We start from the raw sequence: 23,795 nt of genomic DNA on the forward strand, positions 1-23,795 counted from the left end.
TCGCCGCGCCCAGAAGCTGGATGTCGACGCGCTTGATGTCGATATCCCAGATAAATCGATATCCCAGACATCGAAGGCGGCGCCGACGGGCATCAGGCCGAGCCCGGCGAGGCGAGCCATTCCAGCCCGGTCGCGGGCCAGGCCGTCTCCTCAACCCGGATGCTTCATGATTGCCACGGGTCGTGGCCTCTTCCTGATTGTCGCCGCCGGTGCATGACCGGCTCGCAATGCTGTCCGCAGCGGCGGCGATACAGGCCCCGTTAAAAGGTGCCGGTCTTGAGGACTATTCTCCCGCGAGCCACGCGAAAGGCTCCGCCGGCTCGAACTTCGCGGAGACCTCGCCCGCAAGCCTCGTCTCCCGTCCAAGGGGGATCGTCCTCGCGCCCGTACCTTCCGCGAAGTCGATGTTGTTCAAGTCCACCCAGAGCACGGACGGGGAGAGAACAGACTCGAAGTAATAGGTGCTGTTTTCATGATCGGCCACGGTCCGCCACAGCGTCATGGAGATGTTGGGGTGGTTGGGATCTTCCATCCCGACCGGCACCCCGACCGAACGGATGACGGAGAACGCCGCGCCCAGCGCCAAGTCTTCGTCATCGAACTTCGGTGTGCTTTTCAAGAGGTAGTCCGTGCGCACAAAAAGCGGTCTGCGGCGTTGATCGTGCCAGGTAGGAACCGATCTCCTCCAATAATCCTCCAGTAATTGACCAGCGCCAACTGCTCCTCGAATGCAGGCGAGTTGGTCATCACGTCGTAGTCGCGGCTGTGATGGATGTGGAGTTCGCCGTCGATATACTCAAAGATCGCAGAATCGCCGCTCGCATCGGAAAGCGAAAGATGCACCGCGGCAGGGCGACCATTCGGCAAGAGCGGCGCGACGACCGTGAACGGGGGATCCTGCATGTCTGCGACGGCTTCTTCCACAGTCGCATATTTGTCCAGGAAGTATTGGCCCCACGCGCCGACCGACAGGGTCGGCTTTCCGGTCGCGGCCGCGTCGCCGAAATCGGACTCGGCGAGGTACAGGATGTTCGCGACCAGACCAGCCTCGTTCATGCCGTCGGCGTTCGCCGCGTCGTAAAACGAGGCGAAGACCGATCCGTATTTGGACGTCCACGTAATGGGGTTCTCTCCGACACCGCCATCATGTTCCATGCCTCTGGGATACACCCAGAGCGCAGTTGGCGCGGCAGCGTCGTTCCAGTCCATACCGCGCGCGGTTATGTACGTGCCGGTGCCCGTTTCATAGATCAGGCGGGTGCAGGCCTCGGCGTGCTGGCCGGCAAATAGCGTCATAGCCGCGAAGGCGCAGGCGAATGGCGTTTGAAGACGTCGTGACTTATAGGCTTTGTATTTCATCGTAGATACTCTTAAGCTTCTGATGGGACGCTGGTTTCATCTTTCCGAGATGAGGCGCCGCGTTCGAGTCCTCGTTGTTGAGCTTTCGGCCGGCGAAAAGCCCAAGCCAAGCGAAACATCGCCCCTGCCGCAACTCCGACACGGCGCTTGGCGCGAAACAGCTGGTCTAACCCGGTCTTTCCTAAGGGAGTGTGATTTTGGAGCCGGGTGGGGCCGGCACCGCCCTGTGGCGCCGGGCTTTCGGTTGAAGGGGCTCGCGCTCGCGCCGACCGATTGCGACCCGGCGGGCTGAGGCGAAAGGCGCCCGCCGCGTGCCGGCTGGAAAATGTGTCTTAGCGGCGGCCGAACGGCAGGCGGAGCTGGCGGCGCATCATCCAGCTTTCCTTGTAGTCGGTGATCTCGTCGTCGATGGCGCGGTTGAGCTCGGCGCCGTACTGGAAGATGAGCGCCTGGATATAGAGGAAGAACATCAGCGCCACGATGCCGCCGAGGCCGGCATAGGTTGCGGCGTAATTGGCGAAGGCGCCGATGTAGAGCGAGAAGATCCGCCCCGAGATCCACCACAGCGCCACCGTCAGGATGACGCCCGCCGCCATGACGCGCACCCGCCTGTGATTCGCCGGCAGGAAGACATGCACGGCCGTCAGCATCGCCACCATCACCAGGAAGAGCAGGACACGGCCGCCAAGGACGATCATCTCCTGATAGAAGCCCTGGTTCGGGAACCAGGCGCGCACCACGGCGAGCCAGATCGGCAGGGCGACGGCGAGCGCGGAGACGACGATGAGGAACACCATGCCGAGGAAGACGAAGACGAGGCTGCCGCCGTAGCGCTCCAGGAAATGCCGCTCGTCGGCGCAGCGATAGGCCTTGTTGAGCGCCTCGCGCACGGCCTCCACGGCGCCGGTGATGGAGATGAGGGTGACAAGCAGGCCAAGGGTGATGAGGCCGCCGGTGCGCGTGTTCAGCACCCTTCGCACTTCCGGCTCGATGGTCTTGACCATGTGCTCGGGCATGACGTGGAAGGCCTCGCGCGTCAGATAGTCGGCGAGCTCCTGGCCGCCGAAGGCGCCGGCAAGGGCGATGAGAAGGAGCAGGAAGGGAAACAGCGCGAAGATCAGCGAAAAGGCGATGGCGCTCGCCAGCATGATGCCGTCATGGCGCAACAGGCCGGAGATGGCGTTGATATTGATGCGCCAGATAAGGCGCAGGATGCGCCAGCCCCAGTAAAGGAGCCATAACGGCCAGGATAAATCGCTGCGGCCTTGCTGCATGGCTGCTCTCAACCACGCGCCGCCGTGGCCGGCAAGGCCGTCGGCGGTGCGGACGGGCGGGCAGGCGCAGCGGGAGGCCGCGGCTGTGTTGCCTCAACCCATATATTGGCCGCCATTGGCGGAGAGGGTAGAGCCGGTGACGAAGCCCGCCTCGTCGGCGACGAGGAAGACGACGGCTCTTGCGATCTCCTCCGGCTCGCCAAGCCGGCCGACCGGGATCTGCGGCAGGATATGCTTGTCCAGCACCTCCTGCGGCATCGCCGTCACCATCTCCGTGGCGATATAGCCGGGGCAGATGGCGTTGACGGTGATGCCCTTCCTCGCCCCTTCCAGGGCGAGGGCGCGGGTGAAGCCGATCTCGCCGGCCTTGGCGGCGGAATAATTGACCTGGCCCATCTGGCCCTTCTGGCCGTTGATGGAGGAGATGTTGACGATGCGCCCAAAGCCGCGCTCGCGCATGCCATCCCAGACGGGACGGCACATGTTGAAGAGCGAGCCGAGATTGGTGTCGATGACGGCGCGCCAGGCCTCGCCGCTCAGCTTGTGGAACATGGCGTCGCGGGTGATGCCGGCATTGTTGACGAGGATCTCCACCGGGCCGAGCTCCTCCTCCACCGCGGCGATGCCCTCGCGACAGGCGGCCTCCTCGGAGACGTCCCATTTGAAGACGGAGATGCCCGTCTCCTCCCTGAAGGCGTTCGCTTTCTCCTCGTTGCCGGCGTAATTGGCGGCGACCTGGTGGCCGGCCTCCTTCAAGGCCTTGGAAATGGCCGCGCCGATGCCGCGCGTGCCGCCGGTGACGATTGCCGTTCTGCCCATCTCGCTTTTTCCCCTCTTGGAAGCCGGGGACCTCTGTCGGGTCGCCTCGGCGCTTGTGCCGATAAAGGCGTGATCAGCTTACTATCGGTGCGGTCTTTCAGCTTTGCGACTGTCTCCCTGGCTACACCTGCAACGGCGCCTCATCGTCGCGGCGAAGGCCCTCAGGGGCGCTCCACGCACATGGCGATGCCCATGCCGCCGCCGATGCAAAGCGTGGCAAGGCCCTTCTTGGCGTCGCGGCGCTGCATCTCGAACAGGAGCGTGTTCAGAATGCGCGCCCCGGAGGCCCCGACCGGATGGCCGATAGCGATGGCCCCGCCATTGACGTTGACGATGTCGCCGTTCCAGCCGAGATCCTTGTTGACGGCGCAGGCCTGGGCGGCGAAGGCCTCGTTGGCTTCCACCAGATCGAGATCCTCCGTCGTCCAGCCGGCCTTCTCCAGGGCCCGGCGCGAGGCCGGGATCGGGCCGGAGCCCATGATCGCCGGGTCGACGCCGGCCGTCGCCCAGGAGACGATGCGGGCCAGCGGAGCGACGCCGCGGCGCTCCGCCTCCGCCTCCGACATGAGCAGCACGGCGGCGGCGCCGTCGTTGATGCCGGAGGCGTTGCCGGCCGTCACGGAGCCTTCCTTGTCGAAGGCGGGGCGCAGCGAGGCGACCTTCTCCAAGGTGGTGCCGGCGCGGATATATTCGTCGTCCTGCACCACCGTGTCGCCCTTGCGGCCCTTCACCGTCACCGGGACGATCTCGTCCTTGAAGCGGCCTTCCTTCTGCGCCTTCTCGGCCTTGTTCTGCGAGGCGACGGCGAACGCGTCCTGCTCGTCGCGGGTGATCTGCCATTGCCGGGCGACGTTCTCGGCGGTGATGCCCATGTGGTAGCCGTTGAAGGCGTCGAGAAGCCCGTCCTTCAGCATGGTGTCGACCATCTTGTAGTCGCCCATCTTCACGCCTTGCCGCAGATGCGCGGCATGGGGAGCCATGGACATCGATTCCTGGCCGCCGGCGACGATGATGGCGGCGTCGCCGCAGCTAATCTGCTGCATGCCGAGGGCGACGGCCCTGAGGCCGGAGCCGCAAAGCTGATTGATGCCCCAGGCCGTCGTCTCCTTGGCGCAACCGGCGGCCATGGCCGCCTGGCGGGCGGGGTTCTGGCCTTCGGCGGCGGCGAGGATCTGGCCCATGATCACCTCGTCGACCTCCTCGCCGGCAACGCCGGCGCGCTCCAGCACGCCCTTGATGGCGACGGCGCCGAGCTGGTGCGCCGGCAGGGTGGCGAAGGCCCCGTTGAAGGAGCCGACGGGCGTGCGCGCGGCGCTGGCAATGACAATGGCGGACAAGAGATCACCTCCTGATGGTGGGAAAACGCGCCGCCCCGAAGGAGAGGCGAGGCGCGGCGGCTCGTTCAATCTTAAAAAGCGCGGGGGGCTGACCTGTCAACGCCGGCGGGGGCAGCAAAGGCGGCTTTGTGGGCTCGATTCGGCAGTGCAAAAAGAATTTGGCAAGGCCGGCGTTATCTCCTTATCCTGCCGGCTTATCCGCCGGGAGGAAGAAGGCGCTCCTATCCTGCAACCTCTTTTGGAACGAGCCCCAAGTCGCATGAGTAAAGCGCAGCCGACCGTGATCAAGAAATACGCCAACAGGCGCCTCTACCATACGGGCACCTCCACCTATGTGACGCTGGAGGATCTCGCCCGCATGGTGAAGGACGGCGAGGAATTCGCGGTCGTCGACGCCAAGAGCGGCGAGGACATCACCCGCGCCGTGCTCGGCCAGATCATCTTCGAGCAGGAGAACAAGGGCCAGCACCTGTTGCCCATCACCTTCCTGCGCCAGCTCATCCGCTATTACGGCGATAGCATGCAGGCCTTCGTGCCCAGCTATCTGGAAACCTCGCTCGCCGCCTTCTCCAAGGATCAGGAGAAGCTGCGCGAGCAGATGACGCGCGCCTTCAAGGGCGACGCCTTCGGGGTGATGGAGGAGCAGGCGCGGCGCAACATGGAGATGTTCACCGAGGCGATGAAGATGTTCACGCCCTTCGGCGCGCCCGATGGCGGTGCCGGCAGCCGGCCGGCGAGCAAATCGCCGGAGGCGCAGGCGCGCGAAATCGAGGCGCTGCGCACGCAGCTGCGCGAGATGCAGCGCACCATCGATACGATCGCCGGCGACAGCAAGGAATAGTCAGCAAGGAACGGGCCGGGGCGGCGCTAGCCTTCCTGCGGCGAAGAGGCGTTGGCGAGAAGATCGAAGCCGGCGGCGACGAGACGCTCCGCCGTTGCCTTGTCCGGCACGCCGGTGACGAAGGCCGTCAGGCCAAGGGCGGCGAGATAATCCGCCGTCAGCTTCCAGGTCTCGTCGTCGCCCGCGCGAAGACGATTGGCGAGGGCGGAAAACGCGATCCCGACATAGTTGGCGTTCACGCCATGCATGCGCCCGAGCTCCCAGAAGCGGCCGTCGAAGCCGGTGATGCCGACGGCGCAGCCTAGCTCGCCCAGGCGGGCAAGCAGCCCGTGAAGCTCCTCGCCGTCGCGCACCAGGGCGGCGAAGGGGAAACCAAAGATGAGGCGGCCGGCGTTGTTTCCGTCCTCGCCGAGAATGCGCGACAGATTGGCGAGCCACACGTCGCTGGAAAGGGCGCCGAGGGAGCCGTTCAGGAAGAAGCGGTCTTGCGGCGAGGCGGCGAGCGCCTCATGCGCCAGATGCAGGAGGCGCATATCGACAAGCTGGGCAAATCCGAGGCCCTCGGCGCGCATAAGGGCCGTGGCGGCCGACTTGGCTTTGCCGTCTTCGCCGATGAGGATCGGCTCCAGACAGAAGAAGGTTGTCTCGCCGCTGGCAGCGCTGCGGACCGGTTGCGGCAGAAGACGCACACGGCCCTCGCGCAGAGCGACCAGCAGCTCCTCCACCTCCTCGCCGCCACGCTGCGCCGGGATCGGCGCCAGCGCCGTATCGCTCCGGTCCAGGACGAGATGGCCGCCACCGGCTTCCTGCGCCCGGGCGAGGGCCCTGCGGGCGCTGTCGAGGCATTGGCGCAGGCTGTCCGCCTCGTCGCCCGCCAGGGAAACCGCGCCGACGGAGACCACGGGCAGGATCACCCGGTCGCGCAACGGCACGGAAGCCGTCTTCAGGCTTTCGGTGAGGCGCTGCAGCGCCGTTTCCGCCTCTCCGGGAGCGACCCGGTTGAGGATGATGGCGATCTCGCCATCGCCCAGCTTGCCGGTGATGTCGGTGTCGCGCACCGTCTGCGACAGGGTGAGGGCGATGGCGTTCAGCATCGGATCGATGACCTGCGGGCCGTAGGTCTCGCTCGCCAGCTTGATATTGTCGATGGAGACAAGGGCGAGGACGAAGGGCACTTCGTAGTGCCGGGAGACGACGATGGTGTCTTCCAGAAGACGCAGGAAATTGGCCCGATCCCGCAGAGCGCAGCCGGGCGGGGCCGGCACGCCCTCCGCGTCCTGGCGCGGCTGCATGCGCACCGCACCGCGGGCCAGCACCGGCTCGCCGGAGCGGCCGGCATACCAGCGGCCGCGGTCGCGCACCCAGATGCGGCGCGAGGCGCTGCCGTCCTTGCACAGCAGCGCATAGGTGATGTCGTAGGGAACGCCCTCGCCGTAATCGATGGCGATGGCGCTGCGCACCGTCTGGGTGCGGTTGGTCAGGCTATCGGGGTCGACAAGCTTCTCAAAGGCCGCGCCGGTGACGATGTCCTTCAGCGCCGCGATGCCCAGGGCGCTCGCCGCGTTGCTGGCCCAGCGCAACCGGTCGCTGAGGAGATCCCATTCGTAGACGGTCTCGCCGATCTCCGTCAGGATCGCCTGCGCCGTGGCGCCCGGCGCCGGACCGTCATCCTCGGCATGGGCGCGCACGACGGGCGTCAAGTCCGGCACGTAGGCCTCAGCCGGATCCAGTTTCTTCAGTATACCTTTCTCTGGCAAAGCGTCGTTCCCGCTGGCCACAAGCCCCCCGCAAGGTGCCAAAGGCTGATAAATCCTGGGTTAAGACGCGTGGCGGCTTTTTCTGCAACCTTCAGTAGCCGAGGGCGCAGCCGTCCTTGCGCGGATCGGAGGCGCCGACAAGGACGCCACGGGCACGGTCGAGACCCACGAACTGGGCCCCGCCAAGGGGGGCGGGCGCCCAGGCGAGCTCGTGGCCCATGGCCACGAGGCCCTCGCGACTGGCGCGCGGCATGGCTGTTTCCAGCACGGTGCGCTCGGCGTTGAAGAAAAGCCGCGGACAGTCGATCGCCGCTTGCGGATCGGCGTCGTGGTCGAGGAGGTTGCCGAGAAGATGGGCGTGACCCATGGCCTGGAAATGCCCGCCCATGACGCCGAAGGCGGCGCTTGTCTGACCGTCCTGGCGCAGGAGCGCCGGAATGATGGTGTGCAGCGGGCGCTTGTCGGGCGCGTATTCGTTGGGATGGCCCTCCGCCAGAGAAAAGCCGGTGCCGCGGCTGTGCAGGACGACGCCGGTCTCAGGCGCCACGATGGCGGAGCCGAAGCCTTGAAACAGCGAGGCGATCAGCGAGACGAAACGGCCCTCGCCGTCGGCGGCGGCGACATAGACCGTGCCGGAAGGAGGCGGCGGGGCGGCGCGGATCGCCGGGTTGCGGCGGCGCGGATCGATCTGGCCGGCGAGGCCGTCGATGAAGCCCTCCTCCAAAAGCGCGGCCGGCGGGGTGGTCAGAAAGGCGGGATCTGCCAGCCAGGCGTCGCGTACGCCATAGGCAAGTCGGGCCGCCTCTACCTCAAGATGCAGGCGCTCCGGCGCCAGCATCGGCAGGCGCGCCATGTCGAAGCGCTCCAGGATGGCCAGGATGAGGAGGGCGATGGCGCCCTGGCCGTTGGGCGGCAGCTCGACGACCTCGCGGCCGCGATAGGCGCGAGACAGAGGCTCCACCCATTCGGCCTTTGCGCCGGCGAGATCTTCCAGGGTGAGGGCACCGCCATGGGCGGCGATGGCCGCCACGATATCCTCGCCCACCGGCCCGGCGTAGAAGGCGTCGGGCCCCGCCTCGGCGATGCGGCGCAAGGTGGCCGCGAGGGCGGGGAAGCGAACGATGTCGCCGACTTTCGGCGCCTCGCCGGTCGGCAGGAGATGGCGGCGCGCGCCGGCATCGCGGTGCAGGCGCGGGGCAAGGCCCGCCCAGTCGTGGGCAACGCGCGGGGCCACCGGCACGCCCTTCTCGGCAAGGTCGATGGAAGGCGCCAGGGCCGCGTCGAGGCCGAGGCGGCCGAAGCGGGAGAGGAGAGCGGCAAAGCCGCGAAGCCCGGCCGGAACGGTGACGGCCTCCACCATGTCCGGCGTGATCGCCGTCACGCCGGTGGCGCGAAGCCTATCGGCATCGGCGGTCGCCGGCGCCCGCCCGGAAGCGTTGAGGCCGTGGATGCTGCCGTCCGGCTCGCTGACAAGGGCGAAGCAATCGCCGCCGATGCCGACCATATGCGGCTCGGCGATGGCGGCGAGGGCCATGGCCGTCACCGCCGCATCGACGGCGTTGCCGCCGGATTTCAGGCAGGCAAGTCCCGCCTCGCTCGCCAAAGGATGCGAGGTGGCCACCATGCCGTTGCGGGAATAGACGGCGGAGCGGCCGGGGCTCTGGAAGTCGCGCATGGGCTCAGACCGGGCGCATGCGCCAGGGCGACAAAAAAGGCCGGCACGCGGCCGGCCCGATCTCAGAAGCGATGCGAGCCCGGCTCAGAGGCCGGCCTTCGGCGCGAGAACCTGGCGGCCGCGATACTTGCCGGACTTCAGGTCGACATGGTGCGGCCGGCGCAGCTCGCCGGAATCCTTGTCTTCCACATAGGTCGGTGCCTTCAGCGCATCCGCAGAACGGCGGAAGCCGCGCTTCATCGGCGTGGTTTTTCTTTTCGGGACGGCCATGTCGTGCTCCGTGAATGGGTCGAAAGGGCGCTTGGCCCATGCCCGAACGGCCCGCGCGGGGCAGGCTTCGGCGCTTTGGCGCGCGATATAGCCGCTCCAAGCGCCTTTGACCAGCCGGGCGGAGAAAATTACTGCGCCAGACAGCCGACATAAGGACCGGCCGCCGCGCCGCGACGGGCAAACAGGCGGGCAAGGTCGGAGGTGACCGGGCCGGGGCGTGCGGCATTGCGCTCCAGGGGGGCGGGAAGCGTGGCGGCCAGACGGGCGCCCTCGGCGCGGCTCAAGGCGGAGGCGGGCTTGCCGAAATAATGCCTGGCGGCGGCCTCGGCGCCGTAAACGCCGCGATCCCATTCCACGATGTTGAAGTAGATTTCCGCAATGCGCCGCTTGGGCAGAACGAGGTCGGTGTAAAGCGCCAGCGGAAATTCCAGCGCCTTGCGAAGGTAGGATCGGCCGGGCCAGAGGAAGAGGTTCTTGACGGTCTGCATGGTGATGGTGCTGGCGCCGCGCAGCTCGCCGCCCCGGCGCGCCTCTTCCAGAACCGCTTTGAGCTCGCCGAAATCGATGCCGCGATGGCTGCAGAACTTGGCGTCCTCGGCCATGACGACGGCATTGACGAGATTGGGGGAGATGTCGGCGAGCGGCACCCATCGCTTCTCGATCGGGACGCCGGCAAAGCGCTTGATCAGCATCAGGCTGGAGACGGGCGGGTTGACGGCGCCGTAGATCGGGATGAGAAGCAGAGGCACGAGGGCAAGAAGGAGGAGGGCAAGCACAAGCCTTTTCAGCCATCGGCCGCGACGGCGCGGCCTGCGTCGTTCTGTGCCGCTCGGTCCCTGTGGCGCCTTGCCGCCTTCTTCGGCCATCCTTGCGGTCCCATTCCTTGCTGTCATGCCCTGCCTGATTGAAAACCATGCCGACGACAAGTGAGACAAATCCGAACCGCTTCCTACCGCGCCACGCCGATTTTGTGGATCGGCTGAACGCCGAGCTGGAGCGGCTGATAAATGCCGACAGGCTTTCTGAGGTCGGCCGGGCGCCCGAGCGGCTGGTTGAGGCCATGCGCCATGCGCTTCTGGCCGGCGGCAAGCGGCTGCGCCCGTTCCTGATGGCGGAGGCGGCGGCTTTGTTCGGGGCGGAGAAGGAGCCGCTCACGGCGGGCGCGGCGGTGGAATGCCTGCACACTTATTCGCTCGTCCATGACGATCTGCCGGCGATGGACGACGACGATCTGCGCCGCGGCATGCCGACGGTGCACAAGGCCTTCGACGAGGCGACCGCGATCCTGGCCGGCGACACGCTTTTGACGCTCGCCTTCCAGCTTCTGGCCGAGCCTGAGACGCACGCCGATGCGGCGGTGCGCGCCGAGCTCGTGCTGCTCTTGGCCCGCGCCACGGGAGCGGGCGGCATGACCGGCGGGCAGATGCGCGACCTTGCAGCCGAGCATTGCCAGCTTGATGCTCCTGCCGTCAGGGAGTTGCAGGCGATGAAAACGGGAGCGCTCATCGCCGTCTCCTGCGAGATGGGCGCCGCCTATGCCGGCGCCGGGGAAACGGAGAGGGAGGCGCTGCGGCATTTCGGCGCCGCCATCGGCCGCGCCTTCCAGATCGCCGACGACCTCATCGACACCCAATCCTCCGCGGAGGTGGCCGGCAAGGCGACCGGCAAGGACGCGGCGGCCGGCAAGGCGACGCTGGTCTCGCTGATGGGGCCGGCGGCGGCGCGGCAGCTCCTGGAGGAGACGGTGCGCGAGGCGGAGGCCTGGCTGGAGCCCTATGGCGAGCGGGCCGAGGTTCTTCTCGCCACCGCCCGCTTCATCGCCCAGCGCAGCCACTGACGCAACTCAAAGGCGCCTTGCCTCAATCCAGTATCGGCGGCCTGCCGTCGTACTCGTCCTCCATATGGGCGGCGACAATCTCCGCAAAGCTCGCTTCGGCGACAAAGCCGAGCTCGCGGGCGCGTCTTGCCTCCAGCGCCCGCGGCCAACCGGCGACGATCTGCGCAATCCCGTCGTCGGGCTCGCGGCGAATGAGGGCGAGCGCCTTGTCGCCGGCGACCTGACGCAGGGCCTCAAGTTGCTCGCCGACGGTCGCGCTGACGCCTGGCATGGGCAGAGCCCGGCGCGTCCCGAGCGCCTCCGTGTCAAGCGTTGCGGCATGGAGGAAGAAGCCGGTGGCGGAACGCGGGCTGGCGAAGACGGTACGCACCTCCTCGCCGACGGGCAGCACCGCCGGCTTGCCGGCAAGCGGCTCGCGGATGATGGCGGAGAAGAAGCCGGAGGCCGCCGCGTTGGGCGCGCCGGGGCGCACGCAGATGGTGGGAAGGCGCAGGGCGATGCCGTCGAGAAAGCCGCGGCGGCTATAGTCGCAAAGCAGAAGCTCGGCGATGGCCTTGGCGGTGCCGTAGCTGGTGAGCGGCGCGGCGGGATACTCGTCCGGGATCGGATCGGGCAGCGGCGCGCCATAGACGGCGATGGTGGAGGCGAAGACGAGACGCGGGGCATAGTTCGCCTTGCGGATGGTCTCCAGGAGGCCTCGGATGCCGTCGAGATTGATGCGGTAGCCCTTGTCCATCTCCGCCTCGGCGCCGGCGGAGGCAAGGGCGGCGAGATGGAAAATGAGGTCGGGCTTCTCGGCGAGGAGATGCTCCACAAGCACATGATCGGCGATGTCGCCGGCAACCGGGAAAATCGCCGTCTCCTCGGAGCCCCAGACGGGCGGCGCCTCGACGTCCTGCAGGGTCAGCTTGGTGATCGGACGCCCGCCGAGATGGCCGTCGGCGACGAGCCGCTCGGCGAGCTTGCGGCCGAGCATGCCGGCCGCGCCGGTGATCAGGATATGCATGGCGCCGCGCTCCTCACTGAGCCGCAAGAGGCTGGCGACACGCCTCCAGCCGCCGCCTTTGCCGGTCATTTGCGTCGAAGTTATCCGGCGCCAGCCAGGCGTCATAGCCCGCTTTCACCTCCGGCCATTCACCATCCAGCATGGAGAACCAGGCGGTATCGCGGTTGCGGCCCTTGACCACCATGTCCTGGCGGAAGACGCCTTCGAAGGTGAAGCCGAGGCGGATGGCGGCGCGCTTGGAGGCGACGTTGGCGTCGTCGCATTTCCATTCGTAGCGGCGGTAGCGCAATTCGTCGAAGACATGGGCGGCCATCAGCGCCATCGCCTCGGTGCCGGCGGCCGAGTTCTGCAGGCGCGGCGCGTAGGCGATGCAGCCGACCTCGGTGGAGCCGTGCTCGGGGCGGTTGCGCATATAGCTCGCCATGCCGACGATGTCGCTGTCGGCGAGAAGGCGGATGACGAGCGTGCGCCAATCGTCGGAGGCGGCTTCGGTGAAGCTCTTGCGCAGCATCTCGGCGGAGGCGAAGGGGCCGATGGCCATATGGCGCCAGATGGCGGCGTGGGCGGCGCCGCCGAGCGCGGCGAAGAGGCCGTCGCGATGGGCCGGCCAGGACAAGGGCTCCAGCCGCACCAGGCGGCCCTGAAGCACCCTGCCGCCCGGCAAGGGCCGCGGGGTAAAACCGGAAAGGTCAGTCTTCGTCATCATCGCGCGGAGGCGCGGCGAAGGCGCCGTTGAGGGTGGAGGAGGTCGCCGCTCCGTCGAAGGCGAAGCGGCGGTGCGCGAGAGCGCCCGCGGCGTCAAGGAAAGCGCCGAGGGCGACCTTGGCGAGGCCGGAGCCGATGGAGATGCGGGTGACGCCCAGGCGCTCCAGCGCCGCGACGTCGTTTGAGACGCCGCCGACGCCGCCGAGCACGTTCACCGGCGCGGAGACGGCGGCGAGGATCTCGGCGACTTCCCGCTCGGTGGTAAGGCCCGGCGCATAGAGAACATCGGCGCCGGCCGCTTCGAAGGCCTTCAGGCGCCGGACCGCCTCGCCGAGCGGGTCGGCGTTCCTGGTAAAGAAAACCTCGCAGCGGCCGGTCAGGACGAAATCGGAGCCCGACTTCGCCACCGCCTCCCTGGCGGCCGCAAAACGGCGGAGCGCCTCCGCCAGTGGGTAAAGCTCGCCGCTTGCCTGGTCCATATCCTCAACGGAGCAGCCGGCAAGGCCGATATCGATGGCCTGGCGGATGGTCTCGGCGACCTCGGAAGGGCTGTCGCCGAAGCCCGATTCCAAATCTCCGTTCACCGGCAGGGGCGTGGCACGGACGATTTCTCCGGCATGGGCGATGGCGTCGGCGCGCGTCACGGCGCCCGTCGCATCCGGGCGGCCGAGCGACCAGGCGAGCGCGGCGGAAGAGGTCGCCAGCGCCTTGAAGCCGAGATCGGCGAGAAGCCTGGCGGTTCCCACATCCCAGGGATTGGGCATGAGGAAGAGCTCGCGGCGCGCATGCAGGGCGCGGAAGCTGGCTGCGGCGGAGGCCATGACGTGCCGGGCTCCTCTCATCTAGCAGGTTGTTGAAGAACTCATGTGGCTCGCGACGCGGACGAGCCCACGACCTACTCCTGGACCACCGGTACCAGTTCCGCTTCGGCCGCGGCAATGAGCTTTGCGTCGAAAGTCGCCAGCGGAAGGCGCCGGCGTTGGGCGAGCTCCAGATAGGCGGCGTCGTAGACGGTGAGATCATGGCGCTCGGCAAGTTTGATCGTTGTCGACCACAGATGGGCTTCACATTCCTGATCGATGACGATGGGAAGACTTTCGAGGTCGCGCAGAGTTTCGTCACGAAAAGCGATGTCAATCCGGCGGCGACGGACCGCCATCTGCAATCCGTTGGCGATTTCATACCGCCACAGCGGCGGGACCACGGCGCCGTGACGTCCGACCCGGCGCAGGAGGGAGCTGGAATCCTCGTTCTGCTCGTCCACGAAGCTCCAGGAGAGCGCAACCGAGCCATCAAGGACTAGGCTCACCTGCGGCCCTCTTCGATCAGATCCTTGATCTTCAGGCCTCCAAGCGATGCGTGCTTGCGCTTGAGGATTCTTTCGACGGCGCGCTCGGCAGCCGGCCGGTCGAATGCCCGCTCCGGGACGAGCCGCGCAACCGGCTTGCCGCGCCGCGTGATGACGATCTCCTCGCCCTTCTCCACACGATCGAGAAGGCTGCCCAAAGTGTTCTTGGCCTGGAAGGCTCCGATCTCATCCATCGCTCTCTCCGGCTCCTAACAAGCTAGATAAGCTAGGTTGTTCGGCGCGACAATCTTCCCCACCAGCGGTGCCGGGACCTGTCAGTGGTTGTCGCGCGGGACGGCGCGGCGGGCGACGTCGCGGTATTTCACCGCCGGCCTCAGCACCATGCCCTCGGCCAACTGGTCCACCATGGCGCGCTGGATCTCCTGCCAGGGCGTCTGGCTTTCCGGCACATAGGCGAGGCCGCCGTTCTCCAGCTTCGCCTTGAGTTCCCGGCGGCGCGCCTCCAACTCGTCCTCCTCGATGAGGATATCGGCGCTGCCGGTCTTCAAATCGATGCGCACCCGGTCGCCTGTCTTCAGGAGCGCCAGGCCGCCGCCCGCGGCCGCCTCCGGCGAGGCGTTGAGGATGGAGGGCGAGCCGGAGGTGCCCGACTGGCGTCCGTCGCCGATGCAGGGCAGTTCCTTGACGCCTTTCTTCAGGAGCGCGTCAGGCGGCTGCATGTTGACGACCTCGGCGGCGCCGGGATGGCCGAGCGGGCCGGCGCCGCGGATGACGAGCAGGGTGTCCTCGTCGATGTCGAGCGCCTCATCGTTGATGCGGGCGTGGTAATCCTCGCGCCCGTCGAAGACGACGGCGCGGCCCTCGAAGGCGTCGGGGTCGTCCGGGTTGGAAAGGTAGCGCCGGCGGAAGCTCTCCGAGACGACGGAGGTCTTCATGATGGCGGAATCGAAGAGATTGCCCTTCAGGTTGAGAAAGCCGGCATCGGCCATCAGCGGCTGGCCATAGGGGCGGATGACCTCCCGGTCGGTGGCGAAACGGCCGGCGCAATTGTCGGCCTGGGAGCGCCCGTTCACGGTGCGCGCATCGGCATGGGGCAGGGCGCCGGCGCCGATCAATTCGGCGATGACGGCCGGCACGCCGCCGGCGCGGTGATAATCCTCGCCGAGGAAGCGGCCGGCCGGCTGCATGTCGACGAGAAGCGGCACTTTGTGGCCGAGCCGTTGCCAGTCGTCGTTGGAAAGCGGCACGCCGAGATGGCGGGCGATGGCATTGAGATGGATGGGCGCGTTGGTGGAGCCGCCGATCGCCGAATTGACGACGATGGCGTTCTCGAAGGCCTCGCGGGTCATGATGTCGGAGGGCTTCAGGTCGTCATGAACCATCTCCACGATGCGCCTGCCGGTGAGATAGGCGCATTGCCCGCGCTCCTTGTGCGGGGCTGGGATGGCGGCGGCGCCCGGCAGCGTCATGCCCAGCGCCTCGGCGAGCGAGTTCATCGTCGTCGCCGTGCCCATGGTGTTGCAATGGCCGGGCGAGGGGGCGGAGGAGGCGACCATCTCCACATATTCCGGCCAGGTGATGTTGCCGGCCGATTTCAGCTTCTTGGCCTCCCATTTGATGGTGCCTGAGCCGGCCCGCTCGTTGCGATACCAGCCGTTCAGCATCGGGCCGCCGGGAAGGGCGATGGCGGGGATGTTGACGGTGGCGGCCGCCATCAGGAGCGCCGGGGTGGTCTTGTCGCAGCCGGTCGTCAGCACCACGCCGTCGAGCGGGTAACCGAAGAGCGTCTCCACCAGGCCGAGATAGGCAAGGTTGCGGTCGAGCGCGGCCGTCGGGCGCTTGCCGGTCTCCTGGATGGGATGGACGGGAAACTCAAAGGCGATGCCGCCGGCATCGCGGATGCCTTCGCGTACCCGCTTGGCCAGCTCCAGATGATGGCGGTTGCAGGGGGCGAGATCGGAGCCCGTCTGGGCGATGCCGACGACCGGGCGGCCCGATTGCAGCTCCTGGCGGGTAATGCCCCAATTGAGGTAGCGCTCGATGTAGAGCGCCGTCATGTCCGGGTCGTCCGGATTGTCGAACCAGAGCTGCGAGCGCAGCTTCACCTTCGTGCCGCGCTTGGGATCGAACGGCATGTGCTCCTCCATTCAGCTTGCGGCGACTATGCCGATTGCCGGTCGGTCGCGAAAGCGCCGGCTCGCCGGCAAAGCGATGGCGCAGCATATGCAGCTATGCTGCGCAGGGCGGGGCTGCTAGATTACCGCCGCAGGAGAGGATGATGGCGATCACCATTCGCAACAAGGAAACGGAGGCGATGATCCGTCGGCTCGGCAGGCGCTGGGGCCTGGGGCCGAGCGGTGTGGTGCGCCGGCTGGCGGAAGATGAGCTTGGCGGCTCCGCCGGGGTCTCGGAGGGGGAGTTTCAGCGGCGCATGGCAGCCTGGGACGAGATCATGAAGCTGGCGCCGCCGCGTGACCCCGATCTCACCTGGGAGGATGTGGAACGGGAGATGGACAGTCTCTTCGACTACTTGAAGGAAGATGAGCAGAGCGAGCGGAAAGCCTCGTGATCGTCGCAGACACCTCGGCGCTGGCGGCCATTTTCCTCCGCGAACCTGATGCGCCGCTGTTTTTTCGAGCGATTGTGAGGGCCAAGGCGTGCGTCATTCCGGCGACATGCGTCGTTGAGTTCTTGCTGCTGCGCCGATACGGCGGCGACACAAAAGGTTGGCTCGACAAGCTGGTCGCGACGCAGGTGATGCGCATCGAGCCGTTCTCTGCACCCATGGTTGATATCGCCGCCGAAGCGGCCGAAAGATACGGGCGCGGCTCCGGCCATCCAGCGCGGCTCAATTTCGGCGATTGTCTTTCCTATGCGGTAGCCAAGCATCTTGGCGCCCCCTTGCTGTATAAGGGGACGGATTTCGCCGAAACCGACATCGAAAGCGCGCTGACATGAGCCTCACCACCATCGCCGGCTTCGAGCGTATCGGAGAAGAAAACGCCTTCGCCGTCCTGGCCCGCGCGGGCGCGCTTGCCGCTAAGGGGCGCGATATCGTCAATCTGGGCATCGGCCAGCCGGATTTCTCAACGCCGGAGCATATCGTGGAGGCGGCGGTGAAGGCGCTTCGCGACGGGGCGCATGGCTATACCGACGCGACCGGCATTCTGCCCCTGCGCGAGGCGGTGGCGCGGCGCACGCTGACGACGACGGGGGTGGAGGTCTCGCCGGAGCGCGTCGTCATCGTGCCGGGCGGCAAGGTGACGATGTTCGCCGCCATCTTGATGTTCGGCGAGCCGGGCGCGGATATCCTCTATCCGGACCCCGGCTTTCCCATCTACCGCTCGATGATCGAATTCACCGGCGCAAGGCCGGTGCCGATCCCCATCCGCGAGGCAAACGGCTTTGCCTTTTCGGCGCAGGAGACGCTGTCGCTCCTGACGCCGCAAACGCGGCTCGTCATCGTCAACTCGCCGGCCAACCCGACCGGGGGCGTCACGCCGCGCGCGGAGATCGACAAGCTCGTCGCCGGGCTCGCCGAGCGGCCGGACATCGCCATCCTTTCCGACGAGATCTACGACCAGATGGTCTATGACGGCGAGGAACATGTCTCGCTGCTGACCTATCCGGCGATCGCCGACCGGCTCATCCTCCTCAACGGCTTCTCCAAGACCTGGGCGATGACGGGCTGGCGGCTCGGCTGGTCGATCTGGCCGGAGGCGCTTTACGACAAGATGCGCAAGCTGGCGGTCAATGCCTGGTCCTGCGTCAACGCGCCGGCGCAATGTGCCGGCATCGCCGCCATCGACGGGCCTCAGGACGGCGCGCGCGAGATGGTGGCGGCCTTCGACAGGCGGCGGCAGGTGGTCACGGAGCTCCTCAACGCCCTGCCGGGCGTTTCCTGCGTCACCCCGAAGGGCGCCTTCTACGCCTTCCCGAATATCGCCGAGACCGGCTGGAAGGCGAAGGCGCTCGCCTCGGCGCTCCTGGAGGAGGCGGGCGTGGCCCTCATCGGCGGGCCGGATTTCGGCGTCCATGGCGAGGGCTATATCCGCGTCTCCTGCGCCAATTCGGAGGAGAACATCCGAAGAGCCATGGAAAGGCTCGGCGATTTCCTCGCTTCCGGGACGGCGGCCAGGATCAGCGCGTGACGATTTCCGGGCCCATCAGCGTCGTCGGCAGATAGGTGGAAATCGACGGCACATAGGTCACGATCACCAGGAACAGCATCAAAATGCCGGTGAAGGGCAGGGCCGCCTTCACCACGCGTATGAGGCTCATGCCGGTGATGCCGGAGGTGACGAAGAGGTTGAGGCCGATCGGCGGGGTGATCATGCCGATCTCCATGTTCACCACCATGATGATGCCGAGATGGATGGGGTCGATGCCAAGCTGAATGGCGATCGGAAAGACCACCGGGGCGACGATGAGGAGCAGGCCGGAGGGCTCCATGAACTGGCCGCCGAGAAGCAAGAGAAGGTTCACCGCGATGAGGAAGGTGAACCAGTTGAAGCCGGCCTCCAGCATCCAGTCGGTGATGGCCTGCGGGATGCGCTCGGAGGTCAGCACATGGGCAAACAGCAAGGCGTTGACGATGATGAACATGAGCATCAGCGTCGTCTTGCCGGAATCGACGAGCACCTTGCGCGTGTCGGGATGAACGCAGGCGGCCGGGAAGCGCAAGAGCGTGTCCGCTATGCCGCGGCCCCAGACGGGCAGGCTGGCAAATAGCGCTCGCGGCGCCCCGGCGCCCTCCTTCCAGAGAAGATAGGCGACAAGCGCCACCGCGGAGCTGGCGAGCGCGATGGTGCGCCGATCCTCAAGCGGCGTGTCGGGGGCCAGGAAGAAGGCGAAGATGAGGATGAGGGCGAAGAGGGCGAGGGCGTAGACGAGCCCGAAGAAGCCGTTGCGGGCGGCGCGGCTGTCGCTCTCCACCACCCAGGCCTTCTCCTTCAAGGGGCCCATGTCGCGATAGACGAAGAGGGCGACGAGGAAGGCATAGACCGCGGCGACGGCGGCCGCCTCCGTCGGGGTGAAGGCGCCGCCATAGATGCCGCCGAGGATGACGACGATGAGGAAGAGGCCGGCGGCCGCGTCCTTGCCGGCGGTCAAGAACTCGCCGAAACCGGGAAAAGGCCGCGGCTCCAGCCTGCGCATGCGGGCATTGATGTAGATGCCGATCATCAGCATCAGGCCGGCGAGAAGGCCGGGGATGACGCCGGCGAGGAACATCCGCCCGACGGAGACGTCGGTCGCCGCGGCATAGACGACCATGACGATGGAGGGCGGGATGAGGATGCCGAGCGTGCCGGCATTGGCGATGACGCCGGCGGAGAATTCGCGCGAATAGCCGGTCTGGCGCATCGCCGCGATGGCGATGGTGCCGATGGCGACGACGGTCGCCGGCGAGGAGCCGGAAAGGGCGGCAAAGAGCATGCAGGCCAGAACGGAGGCCATGGCGAGGCCCCCGCGCATATGCCCCACGGAGGCGATGGCGAAGCGGATGATGCGGCGCGCCACCCCGCCCGTCGACATGAAGGAGGAGGCGAGGATGAAGAAGGGAATGGCGAGAAGCGTGTAGTTCTGCGAGGCGGTGAAGAGCTGCAGCGCCACCGAGGACATGGAGTCCGACGAGAAGAAGGCGATGACGAGGACGCTCGAAAGGCCGAGCGAAATGGCAATCGGCACGCCGAGAAAAAGGAAGGCGAGGACGAGAATGAAGAGGATGGCGGATTCCATCGGCGCGTGCTCCTGGCGCTCTTACCGCCGGTCCCGATCGGGCGGGCGATGCGAATCCTCGATCGATTCCTGGAACGGCTCCTGGCGGCGGGAAATCTCGTCCTCGTCCTCGCGCAGGGCGCCCTCGTGCTCGGCCACCAGTTCCTCCGCCTCATGGGCGGCGACGATGAGCTCGCGCTTGCCGCGGACAATGTCGAAAAGCGCCTGCAGGCAGCGGAAGGCGAGCAGCGCCAGGCCGAACGGCAGGATGATATAGGCGATCCAACGCTGCACGCGCTCCGGCGTGCCGAAAGTCTCCTGCACGATGACGGGATAGCGCAGGTCGTCCAGGCCGATCGGCAGGTTGTAGAAACGCAGCCAATAGTGAATGGCGCCGCCGCGCGCATTGGCGCCGAAGACCTGCAGCCAGTCTGAATAGAGCAGGATGACAGCATAGAGCAGCGTGGCGAGGGCGCCGAAGATCGCCGCGGCGCGAAACAGGGGGCGCGGGAACATGCGGATGAAGGCGTCGACGCCGAGATGGGCGCCGATCTTCACGCCGTAGGACATGCCGAAAAGGATGAGCCAGGCGAAGAGGATGCGGGTAAACTCAAGGGCGCCCGTCCAGCCGGAATGGAAGACGTAGCGCGCCACGACCTGGGTGAACTGGGTCAACGTCATGGCCGCCAGCAGCAGCGCGATGACGATCTCCTCGATCGACGTCACCCAGCTCTTGCTTGTGCGCATGCGAGCCCCTCCCCAGGGCGCCTAAAATGTCAGGCCGAGGCGTGGCCGCAAGCCCGACTTTGGGCGGCGGCGATGGCGTGGCGGATGAAGGAGAGAAGCCCGCGCCCCGGATAGGGCGCGGGCAGAGCTTGAAATCAGCTGCCGGCGGCGACGGCCGCGTCGATCACGTCCTGGCCGACATCGCCCTTGAACTGCTCCCAGACGGGCTTCATGACCTCGACCCAGGCCTGGCGCTGCTCGGGGGTGAGCTGACGCACCGTGCCACCCGCATCGATGATCTTCTGCTTGGCCTCTTCGTTGATCTCCTCGGCGCGGGCGTTGTACTCGTCGCTGACCTCCTTGAAGATGGCCAGGAACTGATCGCGCACCTCAGGATCGAGGCCGTTGAGCCATTCCGTGGAGGTCACCGCCAGATAGGTGAGGAGCTGGTGGTTGGTCTCGGTGATGCCGTCCTGCACCTCGAAGAACTTCTGGGTGTAGATGTTGGACCAGGAGTTCTCCTGACCGTCGACGACGCCGGTCTGCAACGCGCCGTAGACCTCGGAGAAGGCGAGCTTCTGGGCGTTGGCGCCGAGCGCCTCGATCATCGCCTCGGCGACGTCGGAGGTCTGAATGCGGAACTTCAGCCCTTGCGCGTCGGAAGGCTCCATCAGCGGCTTGTTGGCGGAGAACTGCTTCAGGCCGTTATAGATGTAGCCGAGGCCGACGAAGCCCTTATCCTCGATGGCGCCGAGCAGCTCCTGGCCCTTCTCGGAATTGGAGAAGGCGTTCACCGCGGCCATGTTGGGGAAGAGGAACGGAAAGTCCCAGATCCGGTATTTCTTGGTATAGGCCTCGAACTTCGACAGCGACGGGGCGGCGAGCTGCACGTCGCCAAGAAGCAGCGCCTCCATCACCTTGTCGTCATCGAAGAGCTGGGAGTTCGGGAAGACCTGCATGCAGGCCGTTCCGTCCATCTCCTCGTTGATGCGGTCGGCGAGGGCGCCCGCCATCTCCCCCTTGGGATGGCCGGTGGCGGCGACGACATGGCTGAACTTGATGACCATCTCACCGTCGTCGCACTGCGCATAGGCCGGTGCCGCGCCGACGATCAGGGCAATGGCGGCAAGGCCGCCGAGCAGTTTGTGCATGGAGTTCCTCCCTGTGGCTTACCCACACAAGCAAAGCGCAAGAGTTGGGCCCGCCGACACTGCGTCGGATGAAGGGCCTTCCCTTGATCTAAGCCTTTATACGACTTGCCCTTGTGGCTTGACTAGCCCGGTTGTCGCAGCCCCTACGATAGTCGCAACGGTTGCAGTGCGCGCGACCGCCAATATCTCTCAGAGGCTGGCGACCTCTGACGCCGACGCGCCGGCAGGGGCGAGCGCCACGCCCTTCACTTGCGCGTAGACGCGCATGTCCTCGGCAAGGCCGAGATGCTCAAAAGAGCGCAGCGTCACCCGCGACAGAAGCCGGGCGCCGACGCCCTCGGCGCCGAGGCCTAACACGATCACCATTTCGTGAGAGCCGGCCGGCCGGTGGGAGAGGATGCGCGCCGGCAGGATGTTGACGATGGTGGTCGCCTCCGGCGGCTTGCGGGCGAGGCTGACATCGCCGGCCGCGATCCTCAGACGTCGCGGCGTGCCCGGTCGTCCGGCCGGCGAGGGTATGACGATCTCTCCGCCATCGACCTTCAGCGTGGCGAGGCCGTAGGCGGCATCGTAGGCCGTGACCACGGCATTGAGGCTGACGGCCGCCTCGCGCGAGGTGGCGAGCGGCAAAGACGGGTCGCTCTGAATATCAGCGAGGGGACCGGCGGCAAGAACGCCTCCCTTCTCCATCAGCACGAGATGGTCGGCGAGGCGCTCCAGCTCCGCCATGTCGTGGCTGACATAGAGGACGGGAATGGCGAGGCGCTCGTGCAGGCGTTCCAGAAACGGCAGAATCTCGTCCTTGGTCCCCCGGTCGAGGGCGGAGAGCGGCTCGTCCATCAAGAGCAGCTTCGGCTGGGAGAGAAGCGCCCTGCCGATGGCGACGCGCTGGCGCTCGCCGCCGGAGAGGTTCGCCGGGGCGCGCTCCAGGAGATGGCTGATGCCCAGAAGCCCGATGACTTCCTCAAAGCCGGTGCCGGCATCGGCGGCGGGCGGGCGGCGACCGGGGGCGCCGTAGAGGAGGTTGCGGCGCACCGACAGATGCGCGAAGAGGCTGGCCTCCTGAAAGACATAGCCGAGCGGGCGGCGATGGGTGGGGCGGAAGGCGGCCTCGTCCTGCCAGACATCGCCGTCGACGGAAAAGTGTCCGGCAAGGCGCGTCAGGCCGGCGGCGCAACGCAGCACCGAGGTCTTGCCGCAGCCGGAGGGGCCGAAAAGCCCCGTCACGCCGCGCGCCGGCACGCTGAAGGCGGCGTCGAGTCGGAAAGCGCCGAGCCTGCCGTTGAAGGCGGCTTCGATACGGCCCGGCGCTGCGTTTTCCTTTCTCTCACGCACCTGGCCGCGCCACCCGTTTCTCAATCAGGGTCATGGCCAGGATGACGGCGAAGGCGAAGGCCACCATGCCGGCGGCGAGAATGTTCGCCTCGCGCCAGCGCAGCGTCTCCACGTAATCGTAAATGGCCACCGACAGGACCTTGGTCTCGCCGGGAATGTTGCCGCCGATCATCAGGACGACGCCGAACTCGCCCACTGTATGGGCGAAGCCGAGAACGGCGCCGGTGAGAAAGCCCGGCCGCGCCAGGGGAACGGCGACGTTCCAGAAAGCCTGCAGGGGCGAGGCGCGGAGCGTCGCCGCCACCTCCAGGGGACGCTCGCCCATCGCCTCGAAGGCGTTGCGGATCGGCTGCACGACGAAAGGCAGGGAATAGACGACGGAGCCGATGACGAGGCCCTCGAAAGTGAAGGCAAGGGTGCGCGCGCCCCAAAGGCTGGCGAGCGCGCCGCCCGGCCCGGAGGGGCCGAGCGCGACGAGAAGATAGAAGCCGAGCACGGTCGGCGGCAGCACAAGGGGCAGCGCGACGATGGCGGCGATGGTCTCCTTCCACCAGCTCCCGGAGCGGGCGAGCCACCAGGCGAGCGGCGTGCCGAGGAGGAGGAGAATGAGCGTGGTGACGGTCGCCAGCTTGAGCGTCAGGGCGACCGCCGAGAATATCTCCGAGGAAGCGTCCAC

At 66.9% G+C, this 23,795-nt stretch carries 25 protein-coding genes; 5 read left to right on the forward strand and 20 right to left on the reverse strand.

Going from position 1 to position 23,795, the window contains the following annotated elements:
* Positions 1 to 283 precede the first annotated feature (283 nt).
* The 5 genes from Q331_RS24270 to Q331_RS0106340 all read right to left on the reverse strand — a co-directional run bounded on the left by Q331_RS24270 (position 284) and on the right by Q331_RS0106340 (position 4,789).
* Positions 284 to 619, reverse strand: a complete 336-nt coding sequence (locus Q331_RS24270) for a linear amide C-N hydrolase (RefSeq protein ID WP_281173887.1) — start codon at positions 617 to 619, stop codon at positions 284 to 286.
* Complete coding sequence (locus Q331_RS24275; RefSeq protein WP_281173888.1) at positions 616 to 1,359, reverse strand: linear amide C-N hydrolase; 744 nt, start codon at positions 1,357 to 1,359, stop codon at positions 616 to 618. The genes Q331_RS24270 and Q331_RS24275 overlap by 4 nt, the downstream gene beginning before the upstream one ends.
* A gap of 332 nt (positions 1,360 to 1,691) precedes the next feature.
* The gene (locus Q331_RS0106330) at positions 1,692 to 2,633 is read right to left on the reverse strand and encodes a YihY/virulence factor BrkB family protein (protein ID WP_026379983.1); all 942 of its coding nucleotides are present in this window, start codon (positions 2,631 to 2,633) and stop codon (positions 1,692 to 1,694) included.
* Positions 2,634 to 2,726: 93 nt separating this feature from the next.
* A complete protein-coding gene (gene phbB, locus Q331_RS0106335; protein ID WP_026379984.1) occupies positions 2,727 to 3,452 on the reverse strand; it encodes an acetoacetyl-CoA reductase in 726 nt (241 codons plus the stop codon).
* Positions 3,453 to 3,613: 161 nt separating this feature from the next.
* Entirely contained in the window at positions 3,614 to 4,789 is a 1,176-nt protein-coding gene (locus Q331_RS0106340; RefSeq protein ID WP_026379985.1) for an acetyl-CoA C-acetyltransferase, read from the reverse strand.
* A 259-nt stretch (positions 4,790 to 5,048) separates the two neighbouring features.
* Between Q331_RS0106340 and phaR the strand changes: the two genes are divergently transcribed.
* Positions 5,049 to 5,630 (forward strand): polyhydroxyalkanoate synthesis repressor PhaR, encoded by a 582-nt coding sequence (phaR, locus tag Q331_RS0106345; RefSeq protein WP_026379986.1) that lies wholly within the window; start codon positions 5,049 to 5,051, stop codon positions 5,628 to 5,630.
* A 26-nt stretch (positions 5,631 to 5,656) separates the two neighbouring features.
* Here phaR and Q331_RS0106350 read toward each other — a convergent pair whose 3' ends face one another.
* The 4 genes from Q331_RS0106350 to mtgA form a co-directional block, all read right to left on the reverse strand.
* Complete coding sequence (locus Q331_RS0106350; RefSeq protein ID WP_026379987.1) at positions 5,657 to 7,387, reverse strand: bifunctional diguanylate cyclase/phosphodiesterase; 1,731 nt, start codon at positions 7,385 to 7,387, stop codon at positions 5,657 to 5,659.
* 91 nt (positions 7,388 to 7,478) lie between these two features.
* Positions 7,479 to 9,062 carry a gamma-glutamyltransferase family protein gene (locus Q331_RS0106355; RefSeq protein ID WP_026379988.1) on the reverse strand — a complete coding sequence of 528 codons (1,584 nt, stop codon included), beginning with the start codon at positions 9,060 to 9,062 and terminating at the stop codon, positions 7,479 to 7,481.
* 84 nt (positions 9,063 to 9,146) lie between these two features.
* A complete protein-coding gene (gene rpmF, locus Q331_RS0106360) occupies positions 9,147 to 9,332 on the reverse strand; it encodes a 50S ribosomal protein L32 (protein WP_026379989.1) in 186 nt (61 codons plus the stop codon).
* Positions 9,333 to 9,460: 128 nt separating this feature from the next.
* Positions 9,461 to 10,225, reverse strand: coding sequence for a monofunctional biosynthetic peptidoglycan transglycosylase (gene mtgA, locus Q331_RS0106365; protein WP_407637762.1), 765 nt, complete (start codon positions 10,223 to 10,225; stop codon positions 9,461 to 9,463).
* Positions 10,226 to 10,245: 20 nt separating this feature from the next.
* Between mtgA and Q331_RS0106370 the strand changes: the two genes are divergently transcribed.
* Positions 10,246 to 11,169: a polyprenyl synthetase family protein gene (locus Q331_RS0106370; RefSeq protein WP_084174826.1), complete on the forward strand. Its 924-nt coding sequence runs from the start codon at positions 10,246 to 10,248 to the stop codon at positions 11,167 to 11,169.
* Positions 11,170 to 11,191: 22 nt separating this feature from the next.
* Here Q331_RS0106370 and denD read toward each other — a convergent pair whose 3' ends face one another.
* From denD to Q331_RS0106400, 6 genes are all read right to left on the reverse strand, one after another.
* Entirely contained in the window at positions 11,192 to 12,175 is a 984-nt protein-coding gene (gene denD / locus Q331_RS0106375; protein ID WP_026379992.1) for a D-erythronate dehydrogenase, read from the reverse strand.
* Between the two features lie 13 nt (positions 12,176 to 12,188).
* Positions 12,189 to 12,878, reverse strand: a complete 690-nt coding sequence (locus tag Q331_RS0106380; protein ID WP_026379993.1) for a GNAT family N-acetyltransferase — start codon at positions 12,876 to 12,878, stop codon at positions 12,189 to 12,191.
* Positions 12,865 to 13,701: an isocitrate lyase/PEP mutase family protein gene (locus Q331_RS0106385; RefSeq protein ID WP_026379994.1), complete on the reverse strand. Its 837-nt coding sequence runs from the start codon at positions 13,699 to 13,701 to the stop codon at positions 12,865 to 12,867. The genes Q331_RS0106380 and Q331_RS0106385 overlap by 14 nt, the downstream gene beginning before the upstream one ends.
* Positions 13,702 to 13,775: 74 nt before the next feature.
* Entirely contained in the window at positions 13,776 to 14,189 is a 414-nt protein-coding gene (locus Q331_RS0106390; protein ID WP_026379995.1) for a type II toxin-antitoxin system VapC family toxin, read from the reverse strand.
* Positions 14,186 to 14,422, reverse strand: a complete 237-nt coding sequence (locus Q331_RS0106395) for a type II toxin-antitoxin system Phd/YefM family antitoxin (protein WP_026379996.1) — start codon at positions 14,420 to 14,422, stop codon at positions 14,186 to 14,188. Before Q331_RS0106395 ends, Q331_RS0106390 begins: the two co-directional genes overlap by 4 nt.
* Positions 14,423 to 14,503: 81 nt before the next feature.
* On the reverse strand, positions 14,504 to 16,324 hold the full coding sequence (locus Q331_RS0106400; protein ID WP_026379997.1) for an IlvD/Edd family dehydratase: 1,821 nt from the start codon (positions 16,322 to 16,324) through the stop codon (positions 14,504 to 14,506).
* A gap of 143 nt (positions 16,325 to 16,467) precedes the next feature.
* Between Q331_RS0106400 and Q331_RS0106405 the strand changes: the two genes are divergently transcribed.
* Genes Q331_RS0106405 through Q331_RS0106415 form a run of 3 tightly spaced genes read left to right on the forward strand, consistent with a single transcriptional unit; the run spans position 16,468 to position 18,340 of the window.
* On the forward strand, positions 16,468 to 16,758 hold the full coding sequence (locus Q331_RS0106405) for a hypothetical protein (protein ID WP_156953273.1): 291 nt from the start codon (positions 16,468 to 16,470) through the stop codon (positions 16,756 to 16,758).
* A complete protein-coding gene (locus Q331_RS0106410; protein WP_026379999.1) occupies positions 16,755 to 17,147 on the forward strand; it encodes a type II toxin-antitoxin system VapC family toxin in 393 nt (130 codons plus the stop codon). Before Q331_RS0106405 ends, Q331_RS0106410 begins: the two co-directional genes overlap by 4 nt.
* Positions 17,144 to 18,340 (forward strand): pyridoxal phosphate-dependent aminotransferase, encoded by a 1,197-nt coding sequence (locus Q331_RS0106415; protein ID WP_026380000.1) that lies wholly within the window; start codon positions 17,144 to 17,146, stop codon positions 18,338 to 18,340. The genes Q331_RS0106410 and Q331_RS0106415 overlap by 4 nt, the downstream gene beginning before the upstream one ends.
* Here the strand turns inward: Q331_RS0106415 and Q331_RS0106420 are convergent.
* The 5 genes from Q331_RS0106420 to modB all read right to left on the reverse strand — a co-directional run bounded on the left by Q331_RS0106420 (position 18,330) and on the right by modB (position 23,795).
* A complete protein-coding gene (locus Q331_RS0106420; RefSeq protein ID WP_026380001.1) occupies positions 18,330 to 19,928 on the reverse strand; it encodes a TRAP transporter large permease in 1,599 nt (532 codons plus the stop codon). The genes Q331_RS0106415 and Q331_RS0106420 overlap by 11 nt on opposite strands.
* Positions 19,929 to 19,949: 21 nt before the next feature.
* Entirely contained in the window at positions 19,950 to 20,654 is a 705-nt protein-coding gene (locus Q331_RS20340) for a TRAP transporter small permease (protein WP_084174828.1), read from the reverse strand.
* Positions 20,655 to 20,788: 134 nt separating this feature from the next.
* Positions 20,789 to 21,784, reverse strand: coding sequence for a DctP family TRAP transporter solute-binding subunit (locus Q331_RS0106430; RefSeq protein ID WP_026380002.1), 996 nt, complete (start codon positions 21,782 to 21,784; stop codon positions 20,789 to 20,791).
* 189 nt (positions 21,785 to 21,973) lie between these two features.
* On the reverse strand, positions 21,974 to 23,119 hold the full coding sequence (gene modC / locus Q331_RS0106435; protein ID WP_245615521.1) for a molybdenum ABC transporter ATP-binding protein: 1,146 nt from the start codon (positions 23,117 to 23,119) through the stop codon (positions 21,974 to 21,976).
* Entirely contained in the window at positions 23,112 to 23,795 is a 684-nt protein-coding gene (modB, locus tag Q331_RS0106440; protein WP_026380004.1) for a molybdate ABC transporter permease subunit, read from the reverse strand. Before modB ends, modC begins: the two co-directional genes overlap by 8 nt.

This window comes from Afifella pfennigii DSM 17143, assembly GCF_000688515.1.
Taxonomy (GTDB): domain Bacteria; phylum Pseudomonadota; class Alphaproteobacteria; order Rhizobiales; family Afifellaceae; genus Afifella; species Afifella pfennigii.

What these genes read in the sequence shown, in the direction of transcription:
- Q331_RS24275 (WP_281173888.1), bottom strand. Translation starts at nt 1,359, where the DNA reads ATGAAATACAAAGCCTATAAGTCACGACGTCTTCAAACGCCATTCGCC.
- Q331_RS0106420 (WP_026380001.1), bottom strand. Translation starts at nt 19,928, where the DNA reads ATGGAATCCGCCATCCTCTTCATTCTCGTCCTCGCCTTCCTTTTTCTC.
- phaR (WP_026379986.1), top strand. Translation starts at nt 5,049, where the DNA reads ATGAGTAAAGCGCAGCCGACCGTGATCAAGAAATACGCCAACAGGCGC.
- mtgA (WP_407637762.1), bottom strand. Translation starts at nt 10,225, where the DNA reads ATGACAGCAAGGAATGGGACCGCAAGGATGGCCGAAGAAGGCGGCAAG.
- Q331_RS0106380 (WP_026379993.1), bottom strand. Translation starts at nt 12,878, where the DNA reads ATGACGAAGACTGACCTTTCCGGTTTTACCCCGCGGCCCTTGCCGGGC.
- rpmF (WP_026379989.1), bottom strand. Translation starts at nt 9,332, where the DNA reads ATGGCCGTCCCGAAAAGAAAAACCACGCCGATGAAGCGCGGCTTCCGC.
- Q331_RS0106355 (WP_026379988.1), bottom strand. Translation starts at nt 9,062, where the DNA reads ATGCGCGACTTCCAGAGCCCCGGCCGCTCCGCCGTCTATTCCCGCAAC.
- Q331_RS20340 (WP_084174828.1), bottom strand. Translation starts at nt 20,654, where the DNA reads ATGCGCACAAGCAAGAGCTGGGTGACGTCGATCGAGGAGATCGTCATC.
- Q331_RS0106370 (WP_084174826.1), top strand. Translation starts at nt 10,246, where the DNA reads ATGCCGACGACAAGTGAGACAAATCCGAACCGCTTCCTACCGCGCCAC.
- denD (WP_026379992.1), bottom strand. Translation starts at nt 12,175, where the DNA reads ATGCATATCCTGATCACCGGCGCGGCCGGCATGCTCGGCCGCAAGCTC.
- Q331_RS0106430 (WP_026380002.1), bottom strand. Translation starts at nt 21,784, where the DNA reads ATGCACAAACTGCTCGGCGGCCTTGCCGCCATTGCCCTGATCGTCGGC.
- Q331_RS0106405 (WP_156953273.1), top strand. Translation starts at nt 16,468, where the DNA reads ATGGCGATCACCATTCGCAACAAGGAAACGGAGGCGATGATCCGTCGG.
- Q331_RS0106385 (WP_026379994.1), bottom strand. Translation starts at nt 13,701, where the DNA reads ATGGCCTCCGCCGCAGCCAGCTTCCGCGCCCTGCATGCGCGCCGCGAG.
- Q331_RS0106395 (WP_026379996.1), bottom strand. Translation starts at nt 14,422, where the DNA reads ATGGATGAGATCGGAGCCTTCCAGGCCAAGAACACTTTGGGCAGCCTT.
- Q331_RS0106415 (WP_026380000.1), top strand. Translation starts at nt 17,144, where the DNA reads ATGAGCCTCACCACCATCGCCGGCTTCGAGCGTATCGGAGAAGAAAAC.
- Q331_RS0106400 (WP_026379997.1), bottom strand. Translation starts at nt 16,324, where the DNA reads ATGCCGTTCGATCCCAAGCGCGGCACGAAGGTGAAGCTGCGCTCGCAG.
- Q331_RS0106330 (WP_026379983.1), bottom strand. Translation starts at nt 2,633, where the DNA reads ATGCAGCAAGGCCGCAGCGATTTATCCTGGCCGTTATGGCTCCTTTAC.
- phbB (WP_026379984.1), bottom strand. Translation starts at nt 3,452, where the DNA reads ATGGGCAGAACGGCAATCGTCACCGGCGGCACGCGCGGCATCGGCGCG.